Genomic DNA, 21,129 nt, shown 5'->3' on the forward strand with positions numbered 1-21,129 from the left:
TCTATGAATTATATAACTCGAAACTCTAAGCTTTTCCCAATAGTTCTTGCTCTGTTTGCAGCTCTACCTCCTCTAGCTGTAAATACATATGCTCCAGCGATTCCATTAATTGCTAATGACTTTGGTGTTAGTAATAGTACAGTTTTGACAACGTTTGCCACCTATTTTGTTGGCTTCTCTTTTGGTATGCTATTTTGGGGTGCCATATCAGATAAATATGGGCGTAAAAATGTCATTATCATAGGCAGTATTATCTATATAATAAGTACTGTTTCATGCTCATATAGCTATAACTTTCAGATGCTTGAAACTATGCGATTAATTCAAGGATTAGCAGATTCTGTGGGAGCTGTTGTAGCATTTTCAATCGCAAGAGATTGTTATAAAGGGGCTCAGTTAACTAATCTTATCGCTACAATTATTATGATATTACTTGTAGCTCCTATAGTAGCACCAATTATTGGAACTATACTTACAAACTTAACACACACCTGGCAAAGCACTTTTCACTTTCTTACCTTCTATGGTGTTGTTATGCTTATATGTGCTTGTATAATTGAAGAAACTTTAGATCATAAGGATAGAAAAAGCAGCTTACTAAAACTAATCCCTGGTTATTTTCAACACTTAGTAAATATTAGATTTATGTTGGCTACAGTTGCTAGCGGAACTATTTTTGCAGCGCTATTTATATACATATCATCATCTGCTTTGATATACCTTGGTGACTATGCAACAGGATCGTTTTGGTACTGTTTTTACTATGGAGTATGTTGTGTTGGCTCTATATTTGCAAATATGATTATCAAAAAGAACTCTAGTAGTGTTCAACAGCTAAAATTTTTATATTATAGTGTTGCTCTAATTACTCTAAGTTGCATTGTTCTAATAATCTTTAACAGTCTAAATTTGGATAATGCTCTGATATATACTCTAACAATGCTAGTTTTATGTGCAAGCGTATCTTTTGGCTCTACTTTGATATATTCATTTGCCATAGATCAAATAGACCATAGTTTTGGTACAGCTAACTCTATAATAAACTTCACAAAAAATATGGTTGCTGCAAGTGGTAGCTATATCGTTAGCTTTTACCATGGCAGAGATCTTGTAATTGCATCACCATATGCCCAACTTGGATTTTGCATACTAACAATAGGACTTTTATTTGGCATTTATAAATTAAACCAAAAACACCAATAGCTTATACGCTTATACTTGAATAAGCTTTTTCTAGTAAATATTCTTTTTTAATTAATTCAAGTGCTGACTCATGGGTTGATTCAAGAACAACTTCAGGAGCACAATTATTCTCATAAGCTTCTAACCATCTTAAAGCACATAAGCACCATTTATCTCCTGGTTTAAGACCTGGAAAATCAAAAGCAAGATTTGGTGTTGATAAATCATTACCCCGAGATGCTGTATACTCTAGAAACTCTTTAGTTATTATTGCACATACAACATGACGAGCCTGATCATGTTCATCAGTGTGGCAAAAACCATCCCTATAGAACCCAGTCTTTGGATTTAAACAACAAGGTTTTAAATCAGTTCCTAAAACATTTTTTTGATTTGACATCTTATACATCACTAAACATAGTAATAAGATAATAATAGAATAAGAAAGTTATGAAATAAAGATTTTATTTAAAGAAACGAAACCTATAGCTTAGATATATCTGCAACATCAGCAAAAAGCTTATGAAGATTAGCAAGTAATGTGATTCTATTTTGCCTAACCTTGATATCTTCATCCATAACCATAACATTATCAAAAAATTCACTAACCACCTTATCTAAACTACTTAGTAATTCTAGAGCATAGTTATACTCTCTATTTTTTATATATTTTTCAAGATCAGGAGTAATTTCTTCTATACTATAAGCTAATGCCAACTCATATTCATTTCCTGTAGATTTAGCTAACTCAATATCATAAGCATCTACTTTTTCTTTAGCATTTTTAGCTAAGATATTAGCTACACGCTTGTTAGAGGCTATAAGACTTTGTGCTTTATCTAAGCTATTAAAGTTATTTACAGCTTTTACTCTAGCTGCAAAATCTTTTATCGAATCATAATCAGTATTATTAATAGCTTCAAAAGAGTTTACTGCAACACCTTCTTCTTTGTATAAATTTTTCAATCTGTCTATACAAAAAGCTACAATTTCAGTTTTGACATCAGTTTTAAGCTCTAAGTTATTAACTTTTTTATAACTAGCTATAGCAACATCAATAACTTTTTCTAAAGAAATATCAATATTTGTATCTCTTAATATACGTAATATTCCAATAGCTGATCTTCTTAGGGCAAATGGATCTTTATTACCTGTTGGTTTTTGTCCAATACCAAATATACCAACTAAAGTATCTAATTTCTCAGCTAAAGCAACACATGCTGCCACATCAGTCCTTGGAAGTTCCGCGCCTGAATATTTAGGCCAATATTGCTGCTCTATAGCATCTGCTACAACTTTAGACTCGCCATGTGCTTTTGCATAATATTTACCAATTATCCCCTGAAGATCAGTAAACTCAAAAACCATATCAGATATCAAGTCTGCCTTTGCTAACAGTCCAGCTCTATAAGCCTGTTGTGTATCAACATTACTTAGCTCGGCTAAGTTTTGTGATATATCGGCTATTCTTTGAGCTTTTTGATGCATGTTGCCAAGTTTATTTTGGAATGTTACATTCTCTAATTTTGGTAATAAACTATCTAATGAATGCTTTAAGTCTGTGTCATAGAAGAAGGCAGCATCTGCTAATCTAGCATTCATAACCTTTTGGTTACCAGTTGTTACTAGTTCTGGTTTTTTACTTTGGATATTTGAAATTGTGATAAAATGCGCAACCAAATCTCCATTATTATCTAGAAGAGCAAAACATTTTTGATGCTCTTCCATTGAAGATATTAGAGCCTCTTGAGGAACTCTTAAGAAATCTTCATTAAAGCTACATAGCATCGCATTTGGATATTCAATAATTGCGCAAACCTCTTCAACCAAATCTTCATCTAAGACAACTTGATAATTATTTTGCTTAGCAATAGCTTTTGCCTGCTCAACTAACTTTTGCTTGCGTTGATCCCAATCTACTAGCACCATAGCATTAGCTAATAACTCAGCATAATCAGCTATATTCTGAACAGCTATAGCTTCTGGATGATGGAATCTATGCCCATAAGTTATATTAGATGCTTTATGTCCTAGTATTTGCATATCAACAACATCTTTACCATATAAGGCTAAAACCCAATGTACAGGTCTTACAAATTCAACTGGCGAGTCGCCCCAACGCATCATTTTTGGAATTGGCAATTGTTTTAGAGCTTTTGTAATAATATCTTGTAGTAGTTTTACTGTAGCTTGACCAGTTTGAGTCGTTTTATAAAATAGTTTGTCCCCTTTTGGAGTTTCTATTTTGTCTAGCTGATCTAGATCTACACCACAAGATTTAGCGAACCCTAAACCAACTTTAGTTGGCTCACCATCTTTATATGCAATGCTTACTAAAGGCCCCTGCTTTTCAACTACTATGTCATCTTGAGATGATGCTAGATCTTTGATTATAAAAGATAGTCTTCTTGGTGATGCAAACCATTTTGTTGCAGCAAAATCTATTTTTGCTTCTTTAAGTTGATTTTCAACACTTTCTAATAGTGATTGAGATAGCTTTTTAAGTGCTTTTGGAGGTAACTCTTCTGTACCTAGTTCAAATAAAAAATCTTTTGTAACTTTGCTCATTTACAAACCTTATAAATAAATGTTTATTTTAATATCTAAAACAACAACAAAACCAATAAGTCATCCTGAACTTGTTTCAGGATCTCAATATAATTTGTAGCATTTGTGAGATGCTGAAATAAATTCAGCATGACATTTTAGTATATTGGATAAGTTGTAACTTCGTGTATTATAACTTAATAACCCAAAGAATTTAACTAATAATCATATATGTTTATTGATACTCATTGCCACTTAGATTTTGAAGTTTTTGACGAAAACCGTAAAGATTTAATAAATAGATGTGGTGATTTAGAAATTAAACATTTTATAAATCCAGCTACTCAAAGAGTCTCATGGGATAGTCTCATAGCTTTAAATAAAGAGTTTAGCAATATCCATATATGCTTTGGGTTACACCCTATTTTTATAGATAAACACTCAAACTCTGATTTAAATGATTTAGAGTCATATACACAAGAAGCAGCAACAAAATTAATTGGTGAGATAGGTCTTGATAAAAGATTTGATAATTTTAACAAGCAATTAAAATTATTTTCAGCTCAAGTCAGTATTGCTAGAAATCTCAATAAAAAAGTTATTATCCATTCAGTTAAATCACATAATGAAGTTTTAAAAACTCTCAAAGATCTAAAGTTTAAGCATGGTGGAATTATTCATGCATTTAATGCTAATTATGATATTGCGCAAAAATATATAGAACTTGGTTTTAAGCTTGGGGTTGGTAGCATACTCTCATATCCCAAAACAAAACTCAAAGATACTTTAAGTAAAATTGATCCTAAAAATATTGTTTTAGAAACAGATTCACCAGATATGCTGCTCTATAACAGCAATGAAAATATTAATACTCCTAAAAATATACCTAAAATTTTTGAACTCTTAAGCAATATTTATGATCTAAATCCTGATATACTAAAACAACAAATTTATAATACTAGCTTAGAATTTATCTAAAATGTATATATCCAACTTACGTCTGCAAAACTTTAGGAATATACCTTTTAAAAGTTTTGATTTTAAAGATAATATAAATTTTATAGTTGGTAAAAATGGCTCTGGGAAAACATCAATTCTTGAAGCGATTTACTTCTTATCTCATAGTAGATCATTTCGTAGCTCTCAGCTAAATAGAATAATAAACCATGATGCTGATGAATTCATAATTTATACAAAATCACATAATCCAGATGAAATAACTATTTCTATATCACGTAAAAAAAATAGTAATAATATTTCAAAACTAAATAGCGAAATCCAAAAAAATCATACTGAAATAACCCGAACTCTACCAATACAACTAATGAATCCAGAAAGTTTTAACATTATAAATTCAGGAGCTCAACAACGTTGTAAAGTGTTAGACTGGGGTGCATTTTATCTTGATAAGACTTTCTTAAAAATATGGCAACAAACCAAATTTTTAGTAAAGCAAAGAAACTCTGCTCTTAAGCAAAACTATCCTTATGCTTATATAGTCAGCATAGATAAAAAACTTTGTGAATTTGCTAATATATTAGATTCAAAAAGGCAAGTTTACTTTACAAAGCTAAAGCCTAAAATCTATGAAATCCTTTCACAATTTAATCCAGATTTAAAATTAGATATTGAATATTCTCGTGGCTGGAATTCACACAAAGAGCTTTCACAAGTACTCCAAGAATCATTTGATTATGATAATAGATATAAAGTTACCAATCACGGCCCTCACAAGGCAGATATGGTTCTAACAGTTAATAATAAGCCTATACAAGATATTTTCTCAAGAGGTCAACAAAAACTTCTTATCTGCGCTATCAAGTTAGCTCAAGGAGAGATACACAATATTGAGAATGAAAATAAATGTATTTATCTAATTGATGATATAACCTCAGAATTAGATAACACCCACACGCAAACATTATTTGACTATCTAAAAAAACTAAAATCTCAGGTTTTCATCACCACCACAGAGAAAAATAAAATAGCTAATTTTATTGACTTAGATAGCTATATTTTAGCAATATAAACATTACAGGATTTTATAATAATGAAAAAGCTGTTACTTACTATTTTCACAATATCACCTATTTTAATATTTGCAGATACTTTATGTCATGGTAATACTTACCAAATAAATAAATGTTTAAAATCACAAATGCAAAAGTATGACAATAAGTTAGATAAGGTACAAAACCACAATATTAAATTTTTTAAAGAATATCGTAATAAAATATGCTCTGATATTAGCTCTAGCTATAAAGATGGAACTTATGAGTCAGTTAAATATGGTAACTGTATAATATCTATGGATAAATGGTATCTAAAGCAAATAAAAATTTAGTAATTAATTCTCATTAAATAATGTTATAGATTCATCAACAAGTTGTTGCAACTGCTCAGCATCATCTCTTGATGGATCTACAGTTGTACCACCTTCATATGAAGAATACAGAGTAACTGAATCATCTGAATCTTCTTTGTATAAAAAAATTTGACTAGTAGCAGGAACCTCTTGAACCATCCATCTTGCACCATTAATTTCAGCAACTGCACATTTATGATTTGTACAGTCAGCACTAACTCCTGTGTATTCATTACCAAGAACATTCTGAGTAAATGTAAAAGGATCTTCATCGGCAGCCGCATCATATAAAGAGTCTACTAGACTTCCTGCCGATCCACCATTATTACCAGAGTTAGATGTTGATATTCCAGTAATCAAACTACTAGGCATATTCCCTGCTGATTTATTTATTACAAGAGTTTTAGCATTTAAAAATACTAAACTAAAGAAAGTACCCCAAATAATAATTATTAATTTCTTAATATCCATTAAATAACTCCTATTACTCAACTAAAGCCAAATCATACTGATAATATGGATCTTCAACATCTGGCACTAAGTTTTGATCAACATAAATTTTGATAACTGCATTTTGAGAATCGGTTCTTTCCTTACAGACTTGTGTAACATAACTTCTATTTATATCCTCACAGTTCCATAACTCAGAGTCTTCAGCAGGAAACTTGCCTGTTTGATATGTATGATCAGTAATTTCATTAATATAGATTCGAGCTGTAGTATCTGCATTTGATAATTTTGCTCTGACTTTATAGTTGGAATACATGGGTATAGCTATTGCTGCTATAATTGCTATTATAGCTATAACTACCATTAATTCGACTACTGAAAAGCCTTTATTTTTCATATAAACCCCATATTTAACTATTAAACAACCTCATAGCATAGACTCATCAACAAATTGCTGTAATAATTCTGAATTAACTATCGAAGGATCTATAGTTAAATTATCTGTATATAAGTTTATTAAATAATCAGAATCTTCTTTATACAGCTGGATAATATTAAGTTGATCGATATATTGAGCTAACCATCTTTTACCTTTAATTTCTGCAATCGTACATTTATATGTTATGCAGTTAGCTTTTAAACCCACCTCACCAGATTGAATGAAAGTAAAAGTATCTGGATCTTTTGCAGGATCGTATAATGATTTAACAAGGTTCTTTTTAGGTGTTGAGTCGCTTACACAAGGCTCTGGTGTTTGAGACTGAGCTAATCCAATCGAAATACATTTCCAAATGATAGCACCAGATGTTAACGTTGGAACCAAGGATATTGACGAGCTAGCAACTATATTATTCGTATTTAAAGCTATAACTCCATTATCATCTATATGAAAACTACTTGGTATATTCTTTAAATCTTCTAAAGAATAATTAATTGTTCCTGATTCATTTGTTACATATTGTGAGATTGATTTTAGTTTTTCTAATTCTAAAAGAATTCTATTTCTTACTCTATGATTTGCATATATTGGCATTGTAATAGAAATTAAAACTGTAGCCAGTGCTATTACTGTTATTAACTCAACTAAAGAAACCTTTTCCCTTGTATCCATAATTGATTCTATATCCCCACGCTAATGAAAGAAGCTATAGAATAGCAATATAGTTTTTAAAAGCACATAGGGAGATTTGATAGCACTAATTAAAAATTAATAAGCAAAGCCAAAATATATAAAAATATATCTTTATAAAAATAAAAAATTGATACTAATTATTGCCTATTTAATCTGATAAAATAACAGCAATAATTTAATCTATATAATCATTATACATAGAACTATGTTAAAAAAAACTATATTTTTATTATTTTTAATATCTACATTATCAAGCTGTGCCTCTTCTCAAGATGAATTTCATAATAAAGATCTATGGGATAAGTATCAAAAAAGAAATTCCCATCTTACATATAGTGATACTTTTTCTAAACTTGAAAATGCTCAAGAACATCATAAATCTTATTTTAACTATACGCCCTACGGTGCAGATTTTAAATAAGGCTGCCAAATACCTCTTCACAAATAATGATCAAGAAAAAATGTTCAATTGAATAATTAAAAATAAGAAGTTCTCCACATTGATGAAACATTATCTACAACCATGCTTCTATCTGGAATATTATCTAAGAAATGTAATCCCGTACGTTGTTCAATATCTTTTATAGAAACCCTATAGTTAGCAATCTTTGTTTTATCAACTCTTGCGTTTGGCATTACAAAAGCTATAGCCTTATTTTTAGATGGTACATAAATTATCTTAAAGAAATAATCAGGCACAGCAATTTTATTATCACCTATAGTTTTATGGATCTTCTGCTTTTTGTATATTGGCCCAGTATAGACATATATACTATCGTACATGTTTGCCCAAATACGCTCATCTCTTTCTAATCTCTCCCAACCTTGTCTATTAAGACCAGCCTTCTGTGGTGACATATTTGATAATAAAAATGACTCTTCTGCAGATTTTTTACTAAAGTCCATAGATGCATAAGATGCTAAATGTCCTCGATCATAACCAGAATGTGAGTAGTCATCTAATGTAGCTCTATAGACAAAAGGTACATCATCATCTTCTTTAAACCTATCGTTTCTCTTAAGCTTATTAGCTACTTTTGCTTTTGTTAGCTTAAAGGCTACCCAGCTTGCTTCTTTAGTTTTATAGTTATAACCAACTACATAGCCATCTCTACATAAGTATAGATTTGTTTGACCTAAGCCACTTGTTACATCAAAGCTAGGATTACCATAAATTAAGAAATCATGACAATAATTAGTTACTGCAGGTAAAGTTCTTTGAGGTGAATACTGCTTTAGATCATTGAATTGATTTGCTTGCTGCTTTTTGACTTTAGCATCATCATTTTGAGAAAAAAACTTAGCTACAATATTTTCATTATCTTTTGCAGTATAGTTATCTTTAACAGGATCACTTGAAAAGTAGTTATAGATATTATGTCTAAAACTTATGAATTTCTCTTTTAAATCATACTTATCAAAGAATGTTCCTGAAAAACCTCCAGCGATAGCTAAACCTAAGAATATAAATATTTTTATAAATTTTAAAGTAGAGTTTTTACTACCTTTAGGATTATCTTTTTTATTTGTTGTTTTTTTTGCCATTTTTAATACTTCTGTCATAGCATGATTTAATCATGCTATCTGTAAATTTGTGTATTATTTAATATGTCTTGTTTTAAACAATAAGAAATCTCTAATCTCTTGCTCTTCAATCAACGGTAAAACCTCTTTTCTAATTCTACTATAGTAATTATTGATTGTTTTCTTTTCAGTATAGGTTAACATCCACGTTTCAATCATCTTGAACTCATATGGAATCAAAGTTAAATCTTCAAAACAATAAAATTGTCCATGTCCAGTAGGAGACTCTTGATTACGTTGTTTTACATAACATAAGTTCTCGATTCTAATACCGAACTCACCAGGAAAATATGCTCCAGGCTCATTACTTAAAATCATACCAGGCATAAGCTCTACTTTTGATGCTGAATTTATTCTTTGAGGTCCTTCATGCACACCTAAGAAGCTACCAACACCATGACCAGTCCCATGACTATAATCTGCACAGAAGTGCCATAGATGTTCACGAGCTAAAACATCAAGATGAGACCCAGTTGTTCCTTTAGGAAAAACTGCTCTACCAAGGCCTAAGTGCCCTTTTAATACTAAGGTATAATACCTTCTATGCTCTTTTGATGGTCTGCCAAAGTGAAGTACCCTTGTGATATCAGTAGTTCCTTCTTTATACTGACCTCCAGAGTCACACAAAAATGGAGCATCATCTTTGATTTGTTTATTTGATTCTTCTGTAGCATTGTAGTGAGGTAAGGCTCCATGTTCCGCATATCCAGCTATATAGTCAAAACTATCTTCTAAATAATTTCTTTGTTGTGAACGAAACTCTGCTAATTTTGCCTTAGCGCTTAGCTCAGTAGCATCTTCGAAGTTGTTTTCCATCCAATGCCACCACTTAATAAATGCTACAGCATCTTTTTTATGTGCATCTTTAGCACCATTTATCTCGATAGAGTTTTTTAGTGCTTTACTTATGACTATAGGATTATTTCCCTGTATTAGCTTACTATGTTCATTTGCACTTACAGCTAATTTAACCGCGTAGCTTGCAACATTTTTATCGATTACAAATTTTGCTGCAAATCTTTTTAAATCATTAAAAAATTCTTCATAATTTAATATTACAACATTATTCTGAGTAAGCTGTTCTTTAACTTCATCGGTGATCTTATCAACATTGATATATAAAAAAGTATTCTCAACTGTTACAACCATATAGCAAATAGCTAAAGGCGTATTTTTTATATCTCTACCTCTAATATTCAACGCCCACATAATTGAATCTAAGCTTGTTTCAATCAAGCATTCTGCATCTATAGACTTTAGGTAGCTTCTAATATTCTTTAATTTTGAGTCAACAGATTGACCAGCATATTGAATCTCATGAATAAATACTTTTTCAGTTGGAACAGGAGTTTCTTGGTTTAATTTTTTCTGCGCTTGTGCAACTAGATTCTCGTTATCAAAAACAACTTTCCCACCATTCTCTTTAGCAATTGAAAGTAAGTTTTCAGCCCTAGCAATACCAATCTTCTTAGGGTCTACTGCTAACGTTTTACCTTTAAAATTTTCCTTTAACCACTCTTCAATTTTTGACTCAAAACTAGTCTGTTTTAATAAAGTAAAATACTCATTATCTAGCTGAGCTTCTGCTTGAGAAAAATATCTACCATCAGTTGATAGAAAAGATTCAGCCATTGTCACTAATACATCACCAGCAGAACCATCGAATCCACTAATCCAAGCACGATACTGCCAACATTTTGGTAAATACTCATTATTATGATCATCAGTAGAAGGTACTAGATAAAAATCATAGCCCTTTTGTTTCATTATTTCTTTTAAAACTTGTAATTTTTCAGACATGTTTTCCTCTTTTGCTTTTTTATCTATAATATTTGCTTTAGTTTCTCAATAAATAATCTCGAGTCTGCAAAATAATTAGGATACGACTTTTTTAGTTCCTTTATCGATTGTGTATGCACCAAGACAACATCATAATCATCATTATTAGTATATTCTTTCTCCATAGCCTTATATGTTTCCTTTGCTAATGAATCATCTGAATAACTAGATACCGAAACTCGCTTCTCCTTTTTATTTAAACGGATAAGCAGAAAATCCTTTATTTTTTCTTTCGCATCATCTGTAATCTTCGAAACAACACTGTAGCTCTGTAACTTATCAAGTACATTTAATTCTTTTACTAAATTCACCAAGTCATTCTTATTAACATTAACATCTATATTCGGTAGCTCTTCTAGTTTTGCAAACTCATTAGAAACTAAATAAAAAAATTCTTTCCAATTTTGAGAGCCCTGACCTATTTTAAGATTCTCTTTCTCAAAAGTATCAATAATTTCAACTGCTGTTGCCCAAGCATGTTGCAACTCTGTTCTTAGCTGAATTTCTACCATTAGGTTTTTACAATAAACTTTATTACCCGTATATCTGTATATCCTATGAATGCCTCTATAGCCATCTTGCTTTGGCTCTATAATATAATCTTTGCCTTTTGACTTATCAATAGCTTTACTTTTAAGTAGTCCAGAGTCTATCTTTCTCAAAGTTTTGTAATCTTTTACAATAGCCCTACAGCCTGCAATATCTTGCATTCTAGCTAAGTTTAGCTTAGGTATTCTTTCAAGTTTATGAATAATAGATATTGCTCTTTTTAATCTTTGACCAAAAAAAGCTTTACTATCATATTTCAATGTATATCTTTTTACTAATTTATAAGCTAGATTTAATGGTTCTATATGTCGAGCTCTCCATTCCGATAAAATATCAAAAGCACTATTAGACTCTTCTTGACTTACACTATCAATATGCCTAAATATATCTCCAGCTTTTTTTACTTGTTTTCTAGATAATTCAAGCTCTTCTATAACCATTCAAACAAACCTTTTACTTTAAAATAACTACTCAAACCATACGAATGTAGCTTGTCTACCTGTTATGCCTTCTTTACGATATGAGTAAAATCTTTTATTACTATACGTGCATAAACCAGAATCAACTATATCGAAACAATGGTTATCATTTAATATTTGTTTAGCAATAAATTTCATATCAAATAGATATTTCTCATCACTTTTTTGCCTAAAGGCTTGACCAAAGTTTTCATGTTGCTGTACAAACTTATCGTGAACATCCTTACCAACTTCATAATATGGTTCACTAATACAAGGACCAAGCCATGCAACTATATCAAGACCAACAAATTCTTTTAATGTTTCTTCTAATATTCCTTTAGATAAACCTTTCCAGCCTGCATGTACTGCAGCAACCTTAGTCATGCGCTTATCAAACAAAATTATTGGTAAACAATCTGCTGTTAAAACAACACAAGCTTGCTTTGGTCTACTTGTAAATATAGCATCACAAAATTCACCATCGTATTCGTCAAAATTTTTGACAATATTTGTATGATTTTGTCTTAACCATTTGACATCAGCATTTACATAAGACTTAAATAAATTACGGTTTTTTTCCACTACTAAGTGTTTATCACCAACACTATCTGACAGGTTTAATTTAGCATATTTTTCTTTACTAAAACCTTGTGTATTATTTGTATAACCTAATTTAAGTCTAGTAAAAGGCGTGTTAACAAAAACTACTGACATGTTTTAAATACCTATTTTAGATTATTCACAACCATAACGATTTTTGACATAATTCTCAACAATCTCAATAAACTCTCCTGAGATATTATCTCCGCGTAGAGTATGTGCTTTTTTACCATCAATAAACACTGGAGCAACAGGAGATTCACCACTACCTGGCAAACTTATACCTATATCAGCATTTTTAGATTCGCCAGGTCCATTTACAACACAGCCCATCACAGCAACTTTCATACTTTCAACACCTTTGTACTGCTCTTTCCATTGGTGCATCTTCTCATCTAAATGCTCTTTTACCTGACTAGTTAACTCTCTAAAGAATGAACTAGTTGTTCTACCGCACCCAGGACAAGATGTCACACTTGGAGTGAACGTCCTCATACCTAGGTTTTGTAATATTTCACGACAAACTCTGACCTCTTCAGTACGTGGTGCATTTGGAGCTGGCGTCAAAGATACACGTATAGTGTTGCCTATACCTTGCTGTAATAATATACCTAAGCTCACAGCACTAGCTACGATACCTTTAGTACCCATACCTGCCTCTGTAAGACCTAAATGTAAAGCATAATCACATTCTTTTGATAATTTTTGATAAACTGCTACCAAATCTTGAACTTCACTGACTTTACAAGAGATTATAATTTTATCTTTAGCTAAGCCAATTTCCTCGGCATATTTAGCACTCTCTAAAGCTGATGTTATCAAAGCCTTATGCATAATCTGCTGTAAACTCAATGGATGCTCTTGAGCATTATTTTCATCAATCAATCTAGCTAAAAGAGCTTGATCTAAGCTTCCCCAATTTACACCTATACGCACAGGTTTATCATTCTCGATCGCTATTTTTACTATCTCTGCAAATTGCGTATCTTTTTTCTTACCAAAACCAACATTACCTGGGTTTATACGATACTTTGCTAGAGCTTTTGCACATTCTGGATACTTGCTTAAAAGTGTGTGTCCATTATAGTGAAAATCACCAACTATTGGCACATGGCAATCATGCTTTGCTAACTCTTTAACGATTTCAGGAACAGCTGCTGCAGCTGGCTCATCATTAACTGTAATTCGAACTATCTCGCTTCCTGCTTTATGCAGAGCTAAAATTTGCTCAACTGTTTTTTCAATATCTGCGGTATATGTATCAGTCATTGACTGAACTACAACTGGATTATCTCCTCCAATTAAAACACTACCTACTTTTACAACATTTGTTTTATTCATATAAAAGATTCCAAAAAAATATATTTATACTTCAAATAATCATACGAAAATATACAATGTAAGATTATACCATTATAAAGTTGATTTTTCAGACCTATGTACTTTAAAGATTTAGAAAATTACTTAAATAATTACTTTGAAATAAATGACTATAAAGACTATGCACCTAATGGCCTGCAAATACAGGGGGATAGAGATATTAAAAAAGTTGTAACCGGTGTTACAGCATGCCAAGATCTAATTGATTCTGCTATACAAGAAGACGCTGATGCTATCGTTGTTCATCACGGTTATTTTTGGAAAGGTGAAAGTTATCCTATAGTTGGCATGAAATATGAACGCATCGCAAAACTTATTAAAAATGGCATACATCTCTTTGGCTACCATTTACCACTAGATGGGCATAAAGATATTGGTAATAATATCCTTTTAGCAAAGAAACTAAATCTAAGCAATATAGAATTCTTCGAAACTGGATCTAAACCTGATATTTCAGTAATAGCAGACTGTGATCTAGACTTAAATAATTTTAGCAAATTTATTCAAGAAAAACTAAACAGGCAACCTACTGTCATAGATGCAAAAAATCAAAATCAAAAAGTTGCTATTTGCACAGGTGGTGCTCAAGATTTCATAGAATATGCTTATAATGCTGGAGCTGATACTTTTATATCTGGTGAAATATCAGAAAGAACTACTCACACAGCTCGTGAACTAGGTATAAACTATATAGCAGCTGGACACCATGCAACTGAAAAAGAAGGTGCAAAAGCTATTGCTAAACTATTAGAAAAAAACTTTGATTTAGATACAAAGTTTATTGATATAGATAATCCTGCTTAAAATTAAGATTTCATAAATTCTTTTTCAATGTCTTCTAATGAACGACCCGTAGTTTTAGGTACAAATTTTAATACTATAAACCCAAACAGCAATGTAAATGCTCCACAAATAAAAAACATACTACTATCACCTAAATTAGCTGTTATTGGAAGAAACACTGATGCTAATACTGCAGAAGCCATACTATTTAAAAATAGAGCAAGACCAAGTGCTTTACTTCTAATATTATTAGGAAGAAGTTCTGATAATATTACCCAGACATATGATCCAGAACCTATAGCAAAGAAAAATACAAAGCATATCAATCCAATAAGTAGAACCCATCCTTTAATATTTGATGGAGGTAAAACTACTAATGCTATACCTGTTAATATTAAAGTAATAGCAACCATGAACGTCCCAAATGTGACGATAAATTTCCTTTCTATTTTTTCAGCTATAAAAACAGCTAATAAAGTTGTCAAGAAATTAATTGCTGTAATAGTTATCCCACCAACAATTGATACATAGTTACCTCCTAAACCTGCCTCTTTTAGCAAGCTAGATGAGTACTGCAATATACTATTAATACCTGTTAATTGATTTAGAATTGCTACAGAAATAACTATTACAGTTGGTACAACATAATGCTTATTGGTAAAAATATGAAGCAAACTTTGACTACTATCTTTTAATGTATCTTTAACCTGCTTAACTTGCGACTCTACTTCACTTTTACTAAAGAAATTTTGTAAAACAGTTTTTGCTTCTGAATCTTTATTTTTAAGTATTAGCCATCTAGGAGATTTTAGGATAAAGAAACAACCAAAAAAGAATATTAACGCAGGAATAAGTGATGTTAAAAACATTGCCTTCCAGTCTCGGGTGCTCTCAAATAATAGCCCGACATAATTTGAGATTAAAATTCCTGCTGTCAAAAAGAGTTGAAAACATGTAACAGCTACACCCCTAATATTACTAGGAACTGTCTCTGTAAGATATAGTGGTACAGTAACTGTAATAAAACCTACAGAAATACCTTGAACTAACCTAGAAGTTAATAAAAACTCGTAACTACTAGATTCATAAATCATCCATACAGAAATTATAAAAACAAGACCTGATAACTTAAGGGTATTTCGCCTACCAATAATATCAGCTACTATACCTGCAACTAATATAGCAAATGCACCACCAAATAAAACAGATCCTCCTAATAAAGATGTCTCAAATGCACTCATTGGGATATCATCTTTTATAAATAGAAAAGCACTATTAATTACACCTATATCATAGCCATACAGCATTCCCCCCATTGCTGAGAAAAATATTATAATAGTTATTTTAAGCTTTAATTTTATAGATTTATTCATAACCGAATTGCCTCAAAATTTATTTATAAGAATTAAACTGTTTCGGTAACTTTTTTTAGATTTACCGGATTATCCGGATTAAGACCTAAAGATACTGCTAATTCGTTAACCATAAGATAGAATTCTTGTAATAGAACTATTGTTTGAAGTATTGGATGAATATCAACATCAACATGTAAATGAATTTTTGCTGATGATTCTCGATCTGTAGTCGCACATATTGTTTTTACATCAAGATCTGTCATCCTTTTTACTATTTCATGAGTACCTTTGGCGCTTTCATCATTTTGTAAAATAGTAAATGTAGTAAATGTACGTGTCATCAAAGCAAAAGGACCATGTAAAACCTCTGCTGAACTAAATGCCTCAGCATGTATTCCACAGGTTTCTTTAAGCTTTAAAGCCATCTCTTGAGCAATAGGGAAGCCAAAACCTCTACCTATTACGAACATATTCTTACTAACTTTTAGTTCCTGTACAGCATCAGACCAATCTGATTTTAAGCTTTCCTTTAAAGCCTCAGGTAGTTTTTCTAAACTTTTCATCAATGATGAATCTTGATTATATTCTGCAACAATACTAACTAAAGCTACTAGTGACGTTATAACACTTTTAGTTGCTGCCACAGCATTTTCAGCATCTGCTCTAACAGGCAAAACTAGATCTGCACTTTCTGCTAGTGGAGACTCTTCCTTATTCACAATAGCTAAAGTTGTACATCCTGCTTTCTTACATCCTTCTAAAGCTAGTCTTAGATCTGGAGAACCTCCAGACTGAGAAATACCAATAGCTAATGTTTTCTCATCGCCAATATTTTTGCCATAAATTGTCGTTACTGATGGCGGTAAAGAAGAAACACTAAAGCCTAATTGGGTTTCAAATAAATACTTAGCAAAATTAGCAACACAATCTGAACTACCTCTAGCTACAGTAATTACTCTTTTGATGCCTTTTTCTTTTAATTTGTTAACAATATCTTCAACTATAGCTTTATTAAGCTTAAGTTGATTTGCTACTTTTTGAAAACTACTACTAGTCTCTTGATGCATAAGTGTTTTTAACATGTTTTTCTCAGTCATAAAAATTTTAGTATTTCCATTATAGTATTCATTTTCAAAAAATACATTTTAATTTTAGGCAGTTTAACTTAAAATATGCTGCTTTGTTAATATACTAAATTAGTAGAGTATGTTAGAATCCAGGTCTTATTAGCTTACAAATTAAAGGCATGATATGGCATTTATACTTATAATCTCTTTACTCATTTTAGTATTATTACATGTAAAGAATTTTAGCTTTAATTTTAGAACAATATTAGCTCTAGTATCCGGTATTATAATTGGTATTATTTATAATGTTGTTAATCAGGATAGTAAAGCATTTATACAAATTAGTGATATTTTAGGCGATGGATATATTTCATTACTTAAAATGTTAATTATTCCAATAGTTTTAACATCTATAGTACATTCAATAGTAAATCTTAAAAACTACGAAGGCTCTTATGTTATAAAGTTTGCGTACAAAACAATTGCTATACTCTTAGTTCTAACAGGAATTAGTGCTGCAATTGGTGCTGTCGTAGCAATTACAATGCATCTAGGTCAAGGGATAGATATTGCATCTATTACAGGTAATGTTGATAAAGATATGCAAACATCAACGATATCTCAGACTATTTTAGGATTCTTACCAAATAATATTTTTGAGCAAATGGATAATAATAATGTTATGGCTGTTGTCATATTTGCGATATTACTTGGTTTTTCTATGTTAGTTGCTCATCGTGAAGATAGTAAGTTAGCAGCACCCTTTATTAGTTTTATAGATTCAGCATTTTTTGTAATCAAAAAATTAGCAAGAATGATTATAGCTATCACACCCTATGGTGTATTAGGCTTAATGATTCAAATGAGCGTTGAGCTTGATAAAAATAGTATCTCTACAGTCTTATACTTTATCTTAACTTGCTATATAGCCTTAGCAATAGTTTTAGTAATGCATATTATTCTACTAGTTATATTTAGAACAAATATAGTTAGATTCTATAGAAGTATCTGGAAAGCGATGGTAGTTGCAGCAACTTCTAGATCAAGTATGGGAACACTACCATTATCTATTGATGGACTAAATAAATATGGTACTTCTAGTAGTATCGCAACATTTGCTCCTACTATGGGAACTACTTTAGGAATGAATGGTTGTGCTGGTGTATTTCCTGCGGTATTAGCTATTATGGCCATGAATGCTACGGGCATGGATATAACGTTCTCAAATGTTCTGCTAATCTCTGTTATTTGTATGCTTGCTTCATTAGGAGTTTCAGGAATTCCTGGAACAGCTTTTGTTGCGGCTGGTGTAGTATTCTCTTATTTTGGCTTGCCTTGGCAGATGATTGCTTTAATAATTGGAGTTGATGCAATTATTGATAGCTTTAGAACACCTCTAAATATCCATGGGAGTATGACTACAGCAATTATTGTTGATAAAACTACAAAAGCTTCTAAAGCTTAGTTAAGTCCCACAAAAAGTAAAGTTAACTTTCTCTTTATCTGTTGGTTCAGCCATATATTTACTTTTTATCTTACTAAATTCATAAGGATTTTTCGTAGCATCTAATAAGCTATAAACATTTCCAAAGCTACCTTCTTCAGCCGATTTTATAGCTTTTTCTACTTGGTGATTTCTCGGGATAATAATTGGATTAGATTTTTTGATTATTGAATAGTCTAAATCTAGGTTTTTCAATGAATCTAGCCAATATCCTAACCCTTTTGCTTTTAAATTCTCAACATTAGCATATGCTAAATCATAAAATGTATTTGTATAATCAAGCTTATTTTTAAACATCTCCACAAGCAAATTTGAAATAACCTGATCGTAATTATCAATCTGATTATCCAAGCCTAATTTATTAAGAAACATTTTTTTCCATTTAGTTTTATAGATTTCTGAATAGCCTTGTAGTTTTTCTTGAGCTAGTTTAATAGCTTCTTCCTCATTTGAGGAAATTAATTTTAACAAACTCTCTGCAAGTCTTGCTATATTCCATCCAGCTATAGATGCTTGATTTGCAAATGCATAACGACCATTTCTGTCAATAGAGCTAAATACTGTTTCAGGATCATACGTATCCATAAAAGCACAAGGACCATAATCAATAGTCTCACCTGATATAGTCATATTATCAGTATTCATGACACCATGAATAAAACCTACCCTCTCCCACTCAGTAATTAGATTAGTTTGTTTATCTATGACATAATCAAGCAAACCTAGAGCTTTATTATCTTCACAAGGAATCTTATGTCTATCAATAGTATAATTAAGTAGCTCTTGAGAGTAAGTCTCCCCCAGCATTGCGGCATACTGAAAAGTACCCACTCTTATATGACTACTTGCAACTCTTACAGCAATTGCACCTTGCTCGAGATTATTTCTTTGAATATTTTCACCTGTGCTTATCACAGCTAATATACGACTAGTTGGTATACCTAAATTATGCATAGATTCACTAACTATATACTCTCTAAGCATAGGCCCCAAAGCAGCTTTACCATCACCTCCTCTTGAGAATTTAGTCAAGCCTGCTCCTTTAAGGTGAAAATCAAATAAATCTCCATTTGGACTTTGATATTCCCCTATTAGTATAGCCCTACCATCACCAAGCATTGTAAAATTACCAAATTGATGACCTGCATAGGCCTGTGAAATAGGGTTTTTACTACCATAACCTAGTAGTAAATTTAATAAATCCTTCTGATCATATTTAGAAAAATTCATATCTAAATCATTTACTAAGTCTTCATTTAAAAATAATAACTTTGCATTTGGGTATTTATATACGGATTGTTTTGAAAAAAATTCTTCAGATAAGCCAGTATAGGTATGTTGGAAATTTATCATATCAGCAAATATACTTTACTATTTTAGTATCATTTTAACAAAATATCAGAATTTCCACAGCTTTTAGGGTAAAATTAGTATAAAGATACATAAATGGTAAAATCATGGAATATCTTAAATTAGCAATAGTTGATTCAGAGAACTATAATAACTTTTCACGTATCTCCGAAAATAATTTTGATAGAGTTATAATCTTTACCAATAGCCAAGAATTAGAGTCAAACTTCAAAAAAACTGAAATCTACAAAAACTTCGAACTTGTACCTATAATCTATGGTGAAGGTAACAAGGACAATATGGATGGCTATATTTGCGCTAAAGTTGGTGAATACGTCGAGAGATATAGGGATTTTCGTACTTATCTTAGTATTACAATATACAGTAATGATCGGATATTTAAAGGTATTGCTTCTTACTACACCCGTAAAGGGTTCAATATAGCTACGACAGCTCCAACACAGTGTGATACCGGTACAAGCAATACAGACCCTAAAGTGCGTATTAAGAAATTTCTAGCTTGCTATGATGGAGTAACAAGTAGATCTTTTAAGAAACATTTTAATGAAACAAATAAAGATGCCTTTTATCGTCTGATAAGAAGACACTTAGATAAAGATATTCCTAGAGAAATTGCCGATATTTTTATCGATCAAAACATAGTTTATTTCTCAAATAAGTCACGTAAAATTGGTGTTGATAATTCAAAAATATAGTATTTTAGAAACTCTCTATCACTAGGCTAGATATCAACATTTTATAATGATAAAATAGCTCAACTTTTATAACTTAACTCTTATGTGAAATTATGGAATATAGAAAGTATATTTGTATTGTTTGTGGATTAATTTACGATGAAGCTGAAGGCTGGCCAGAAGATGGTATTGAACCAGGTACTAAATGGGAAGATGTTCCTGAAGATTGGGAGTGTCCTGACTGCGGTGTTGGTAAAGATGAATTTGAGCTTTTAGAAGAATAATC

General features: G+C 31.3%; 22 protein-coding genes. 9 read left to right on the plus strand and 13 right to left on the minus strand.

Annotated features, from left to right (window positions below):
* The first annotated feature begins 3 nt into the window (after positions 1–3).
* Positions 4–1,203, plus strand: coding sequence for a multidrug effflux MFS transporter (locus tag F7310_RS06230; protein ID WP_072712569.1), 1,200 nt, complete (start codon positions 4–6; stop codon positions 1,201–1,203).
* 1 nt (position 1,204) lies between these two features.
* Here the strand turns inward: F7310_RS06230 and F7310_RS06235 are convergent, their stop codons facing one another.
* Positions 1,205–1,582, minus strand: a complete 378-nt coding sequence (locus tag F7310_RS06235) for a DUF2237 family protein (protein ID WP_072712571.1) — start codon at positions 1,580–1,582, stop codon at positions 1,205–1,207.
* 83 nt (positions 1,583–1,665) lie between these two features.
* Complete coding sequence (gene glyS / locus F7310_RS06240; protein ID WP_072712573.1) at positions 1,666–3,750, minus strand: glycine--tRNA ligase subunit beta; 2,085 nt, start codon at positions 3,748–3,750, stop codon at positions 1,666–1,668.
* Between the two features lie 210 nt (positions 3,751–3,960).
* On the opposite strand from glyS, the gene F7310_RS06245 reads away from it, so the two are divergent.
* From F7310_RS06245 to F7310_RS06255, 3 genes are read left to right on the plus strand one after another with little or no spacing between them, the layout of a single operon-like run.
* A complete protein-coding gene (locus F7310_RS06245) occupies positions 3,961–4,707 on the plus strand; it encodes a TatD family hydrolase (protein ID WP_072712575.1) in 747 nt (248 codons plus the stop codon).
* A gap of 1 nt (position 4,708) precedes the next feature.
* Positions 4,709–5,758 carry a DNA replication/repair protein RecF gene (gene recF, locus F7310_RS06250; RefSeq protein ID WP_072712577.1) on the plus strand — a complete coding sequence of 350 codons (1,050 nt, stop codon included), beginning with the start codon at positions 4,709–4,711 and terminating at the stop codon, positions 5,756–5,758.
* Positions 5,759–5,779: 21 nt separating this feature from the next.
* Complete coding sequence (locus F7310_RS06255) at positions 5,780–6,073, plus strand: hypothetical protein (protein WP_072712578.1); 294 nt, start codon at positions 5,780–5,782, stop codon at positions 6,071–6,073.
* A 3-nt stretch (positions 6,074–6,076) separates the two neighbouring features.
* Here the strand turns inward: F7310_RS06255 and F7310_RS06260 are convergent, their stop codons facing one another.
* Genes F7310_RS06260 through F7310_RS06270 form a run of 3 tightly spaced genes read right to left on the minus strand, consistent with a single transcriptional unit; the run spans position 6,077 to position 7,655 of the window.
* Positions 6,077–6,565: a hypothetical protein gene (locus tag F7310_RS06260; RefSeq protein ID WP_072712580.1), complete on the minus strand. Its 489-nt coding sequence runs from the start codon at positions 6,563–6,565 to the stop codon at positions 6,077–6,079.
* Positions 6,566–6,578: 13 nt separating this feature from the next.
* Positions 6,579–6,941: a prepilin-type N-terminal cleavage/methylation domain-containing protein gene (locus F7310_RS06265; protein ID WP_072712581.1), complete on the minus strand. Its 363-nt coding sequence runs from the start codon at positions 6,939–6,941 to the stop codon at positions 6,579–6,581.
* Between the two features lie 30 nt (positions 6,942–6,971).
* Positions 6,972–7,655, minus strand: a complete 684-nt coding sequence (locus F7310_RS06270; protein WP_072712583.1) for a pilin — start codon at positions 7,653–7,655, stop codon at positions 6,972–6,974.
* Between the two features lie 226 nt (positions 7,656–7,881).
* Between F7310_RS06270 and F7310_RS06275 the strand changes: the two genes are divergently transcribed.
* A complete protein-coding gene (locus F7310_RS06275) occupies positions 7,882–8,097 on the plus strand; it encodes a hypothetical protein (RefSeq protein WP_072712585.1) in 216 nt (71 codons plus the stop codon).
* Positions 8,098–8,153: 56 nt separating this feature from the next.
* Here F7310_RS06275 and F7310_RS06280 read toward each other — a convergent pair whose 3' ends face one another.
* Genes F7310_RS06280 through ispG form a run of 5 tightly spaced genes read right to left on the minus strand, consistent with a single transcriptional unit; the run spans position 8,154 to position 14,050 of the window.
* Positions 8,154–9,221: a DNA/RNA non-specific endonuclease gene (locus F7310_RS06280; protein ID WP_072713554.1), complete on the minus strand. Its 1,068-nt coding sequence runs from the start codon at positions 9,219–9,221 to the stop codon at positions 8,154–8,156.
* 54 nt (positions 9,222–9,275) lie between these two features.
* Positions 9,276–11,060, minus strand: a complete 1,785-nt coding sequence (locus tag F7310_RS06285) for an aminopeptidase P family protein (protein ID WP_072712586.1) — start codon at positions 11,058–11,060, stop codon at positions 9,276–9,278.
* Positions 11,061–11,083: 23 nt separating this feature from the next.
* The gene (locus F7310_RS06290; protein ID WP_072712588.1) at positions 11,084–12,088 is read right to left on the minus strand and encodes a RelA/SpoT domain-containing protein; all 1,005 of its coding nucleotides are present in this window, start codon (positions 12,086–12,088) and stop codon (positions 11,084–11,086) included.
* A gap of 27 nt (positions 12,089–12,115) precedes the next feature.
* Complete coding sequence (gene pgeF, locus F7310_RS06295; RefSeq protein ID WP_072712590.1) at positions 12,116–12,823, minus strand: peptidoglycan editing factor PgeF; 708 nt, start codon at positions 12,821–12,823, stop codon at positions 12,116–12,118.
* Between the two features lie 21 nt (positions 12,824–12,844).
* Positions 12,845–14,050 carry a flavodoxin-dependent (E)-4-hydroxy-3-methylbut-2-enyl-diphosphate synthase gene (gene ispG, locus F7310_RS06300; RefSeq protein ID WP_072712591.1) on the minus strand — a complete coding sequence of 402 codons (1,206 nt, stop codon included), beginning with the start codon at positions 14,048–14,050 and terminating at the stop codon, positions 12,845–12,847.
* A gap of 96 nt (positions 14,051–14,146) precedes the next feature.
* Here ispG and F7310_RS06305 point away from each other — a divergent pair, with 96 nt between their 5' ends.
* Positions 14,147–14,893 (plus strand): Nif3-like dinuclear metal center hexameric protein, encoded by a 747-nt coding sequence (locus F7310_RS06305; RefSeq protein WP_072712592.1) that lies wholly within the window; start codon positions 14,147–14,149, stop codon positions 14,891–14,893.
* A gap of 2 nt (positions 14,894–14,895) precedes the next feature.
* On the opposite strand, the gene F7310_RS06310 is transcribed toward F7310_RS06305, so the two are convergent.
* A complete protein-coding gene (locus tag F7310_RS06310; RefSeq protein WP_072712594.1) occupies positions 14,896–16,245 on the minus strand; it encodes a sugar porter family MFS transporter in 1,350 nt (449 codons plus the stop codon).
* 32 nt (positions 16,246–16,277) lie between these two features.
* On the minus strand, positions 16,278–17,309 hold the full coding sequence (locus tag F7310_RS06315) for an SIS domain-containing protein (RefSeq protein ID WP_072713555.1): 1,032 nt from the start codon (positions 17,307–17,309) through the stop codon (positions 16,278–16,280).
* A 169-nt stretch (positions 17,310–17,478) separates the two neighbouring features.
* Between F7310_RS06315 and F7310_RS06320 the strand changes: the two genes are divergently transcribed.
* Positions 17,479–18,759 carry a dicarboxylate/amino acid:cation symporter gene (locus F7310_RS06320; RefSeq protein ID WP_072712596.1) on the plus strand — a complete coding sequence of 427 codons (1,281 nt, stop codon included), beginning with the start codon at positions 17,479–17,481 and terminating at the stop codon, positions 18,757–18,759.
* Here the strand turns inward: F7310_RS06320 and F7310_RS06325 are convergent, their stop codons facing one another.
* A complete protein-coding gene (locus F7310_RS06325; RefSeq protein WP_072712598.1) occupies positions 18,760–20,151 on the minus strand; it encodes a protein adenylyltransferase SelO in 1,392 nt (463 codons plus the stop codon).
* 104 nt (positions 20,152–20,255) lie between these two features.
* On the opposite strand from F7310_RS06325, the gene F7310_RS06330 reads away from it, so the two are divergent.
* Positions 20,256–20,864, plus strand: a complete 609-nt coding sequence (locus F7310_RS06330) for a PIN domain-containing protein (RefSeq protein WP_072712599.1) — start codon at positions 20,256–20,258, stop codon at positions 20,862–20,864.
* 92 nt (positions 20,865–20,956) lie between these two features.
* Complete coding sequence (locus tag F7310_RS06335; RefSeq protein WP_013922958.1) at positions 20,957–21,127, plus strand: rubredoxin; 171 nt, start codon at positions 20,957–20,959, stop codon at positions 21,125–21,127.
* Positions 21,128–21,129 lie beyond the last annotated feature (2 nt).

The organism is Francisella uliginis, assembly GCF_001895265.1.
Classification (GTDB): Bacteria; Pseudomonadota; Gammaproteobacteria; order Francisellales; family Francisellaceae; genus Francisella; species Francisella uliginis.

Bases quoted from the DNA above. Each gene is read 5' to 3' on its own strand.
- F7310_RS06230 (WP_072712569.1), top strand. From the start codon at position 4: ATGAATTATATAACTCGAAACTCTAAGCTTTTCCCAATAGTTCTTGCT.
- F7310_RS06235 (WP_072712571.1), bottom strand. From the start codon at position 1,582: ATGTCAAATCAAAAAAATGTTTTAGGAACTGATTTAAAACCTTGTTGT.
- glyS (WP_072712573.1), bottom strand. From the start codon at position 3,750: ATGAGCAAAGTTACAAAAGATTTTTTATTTGAACTAGGTACAGAAGAG.
- F7310_RS06245 (WP_072712575.1), top strand. From the start codon at position 3,961: ATGTTTATTGATACTCATTGCCACTTAGATTTTGAAGTTTTTGACGAA.
- recF (WP_072712577.1), top strand. From the start codon at position 4,709: ATGTATATATCCAACTTACGTCTGCAAAACTTTAGGAATATACCTTTT.
- F7310_RS06255 (WP_072712578.1), top strand. From the start codon at position 5,780: ATGAAAAAGCTGTTACTTACTATTTTCACAATATCACCTATTTTAATA.
- F7310_RS06260 (WP_072712580.1), bottom strand. From the start codon at position 6,565: ATGGATATTAAGAAATTAATAATTATTATTTGGGGTACTTTCTTTAGT.
- F7310_RS06265 (WP_072712581.1), bottom strand. From the start codon at position 6,941: ATGAAAAATAAAGGCTTTTCAGTAGTCGAATTAATGGTAGTTATAGCT.
- F7310_RS06270 (WP_072712583.1), bottom strand. From the start codon at position 7,655: ATGGATACAAGGGAAAAGGTTTCTTTAGTTGAGTTAATAACAGTAATA.
- F7310_RS06275 (WP_072712585.1), top strand. From the start codon at position 7,882: ATGTTAAAAAAAACTATATTTTTATTATTTTTAATATCTACATTATCA.
- F7310_RS06280 (WP_072713554.1), bottom strand. From the start codon at position 9,221: ATGGCAAAAAAAACAACAAATAAAAAAGATAATCCTAAAGGTAGTAAA.
- F7310_RS06285 (WP_072712586.1), bottom strand. From the start codon at position 11,060: ATGTCTGAAAAATTACAAGTTTTAAAAGAAATAATGAAACAAAAGGGC.
- F7310_RS06290 (WP_072712588.1), bottom strand. From the start codon at position 12,088: ATGGTTATAGAAGAGCTTGAATTATCTAGAAAACAAGTAAAAAAAGCT.
- pgeF (WP_072712590.1), bottom strand. From the start codon at position 12,823: ATGTCAGTAGTTTTTGTTAACACGCCTTTTACTAGACTTAAATTAGGT.
- ispG (WP_072712591.1), bottom strand. From the start codon at position 14,050: ATGAATAAAACAAATGTTGTAAAAGTAGGTAGTGTTTTAATTGGAGGA.
- F7310_RS06305 (WP_072712592.1), top strand. From the start codon at position 14,147: ATGTACTTTAAAGATTTAGAAAATTACTTAAATAATTACTTTGAAATA.
- F7310_RS06310 (WP_072712594.1), bottom strand. From the start codon at position 16,245: ATGAATAAATCTATAAAATTAAAGCTTAAAATAACTATTATAATATTT.
- F7310_RS06315 (WP_072713555.1), bottom strand. From the start codon at position 17,309: ATGTTAAAAACACTTATGCATCAAGAGACTAGTAGTAGTTTTCAAAAA.
- F7310_RS06320 (WP_072712596.1), top strand. From the start codon at position 17,479: ATGGCATTTATACTTATAATCTCTTTACTCATTTTAGTATTATTACAT.
- F7310_RS06325 (WP_072712598.1), bottom strand. From the start codon at position 20,151: ATGATAAATTTCCAACATACCTATACTGGCTTATCTGAAGAATTTTTT.
- F7310_RS06330 (WP_072712599.1), top strand. From the start codon at position 20,256: ATGGAATATCTTAAATTAGCAATAGTTGATTCAGAGAACTATAATAAC.
- F7310_RS06335 (WP_013922958.1), top strand. From the start codon at position 20,957: ATGGAATATAGAAAGTATATTTGTATTGTTTGTGGATTAATTTACGAT.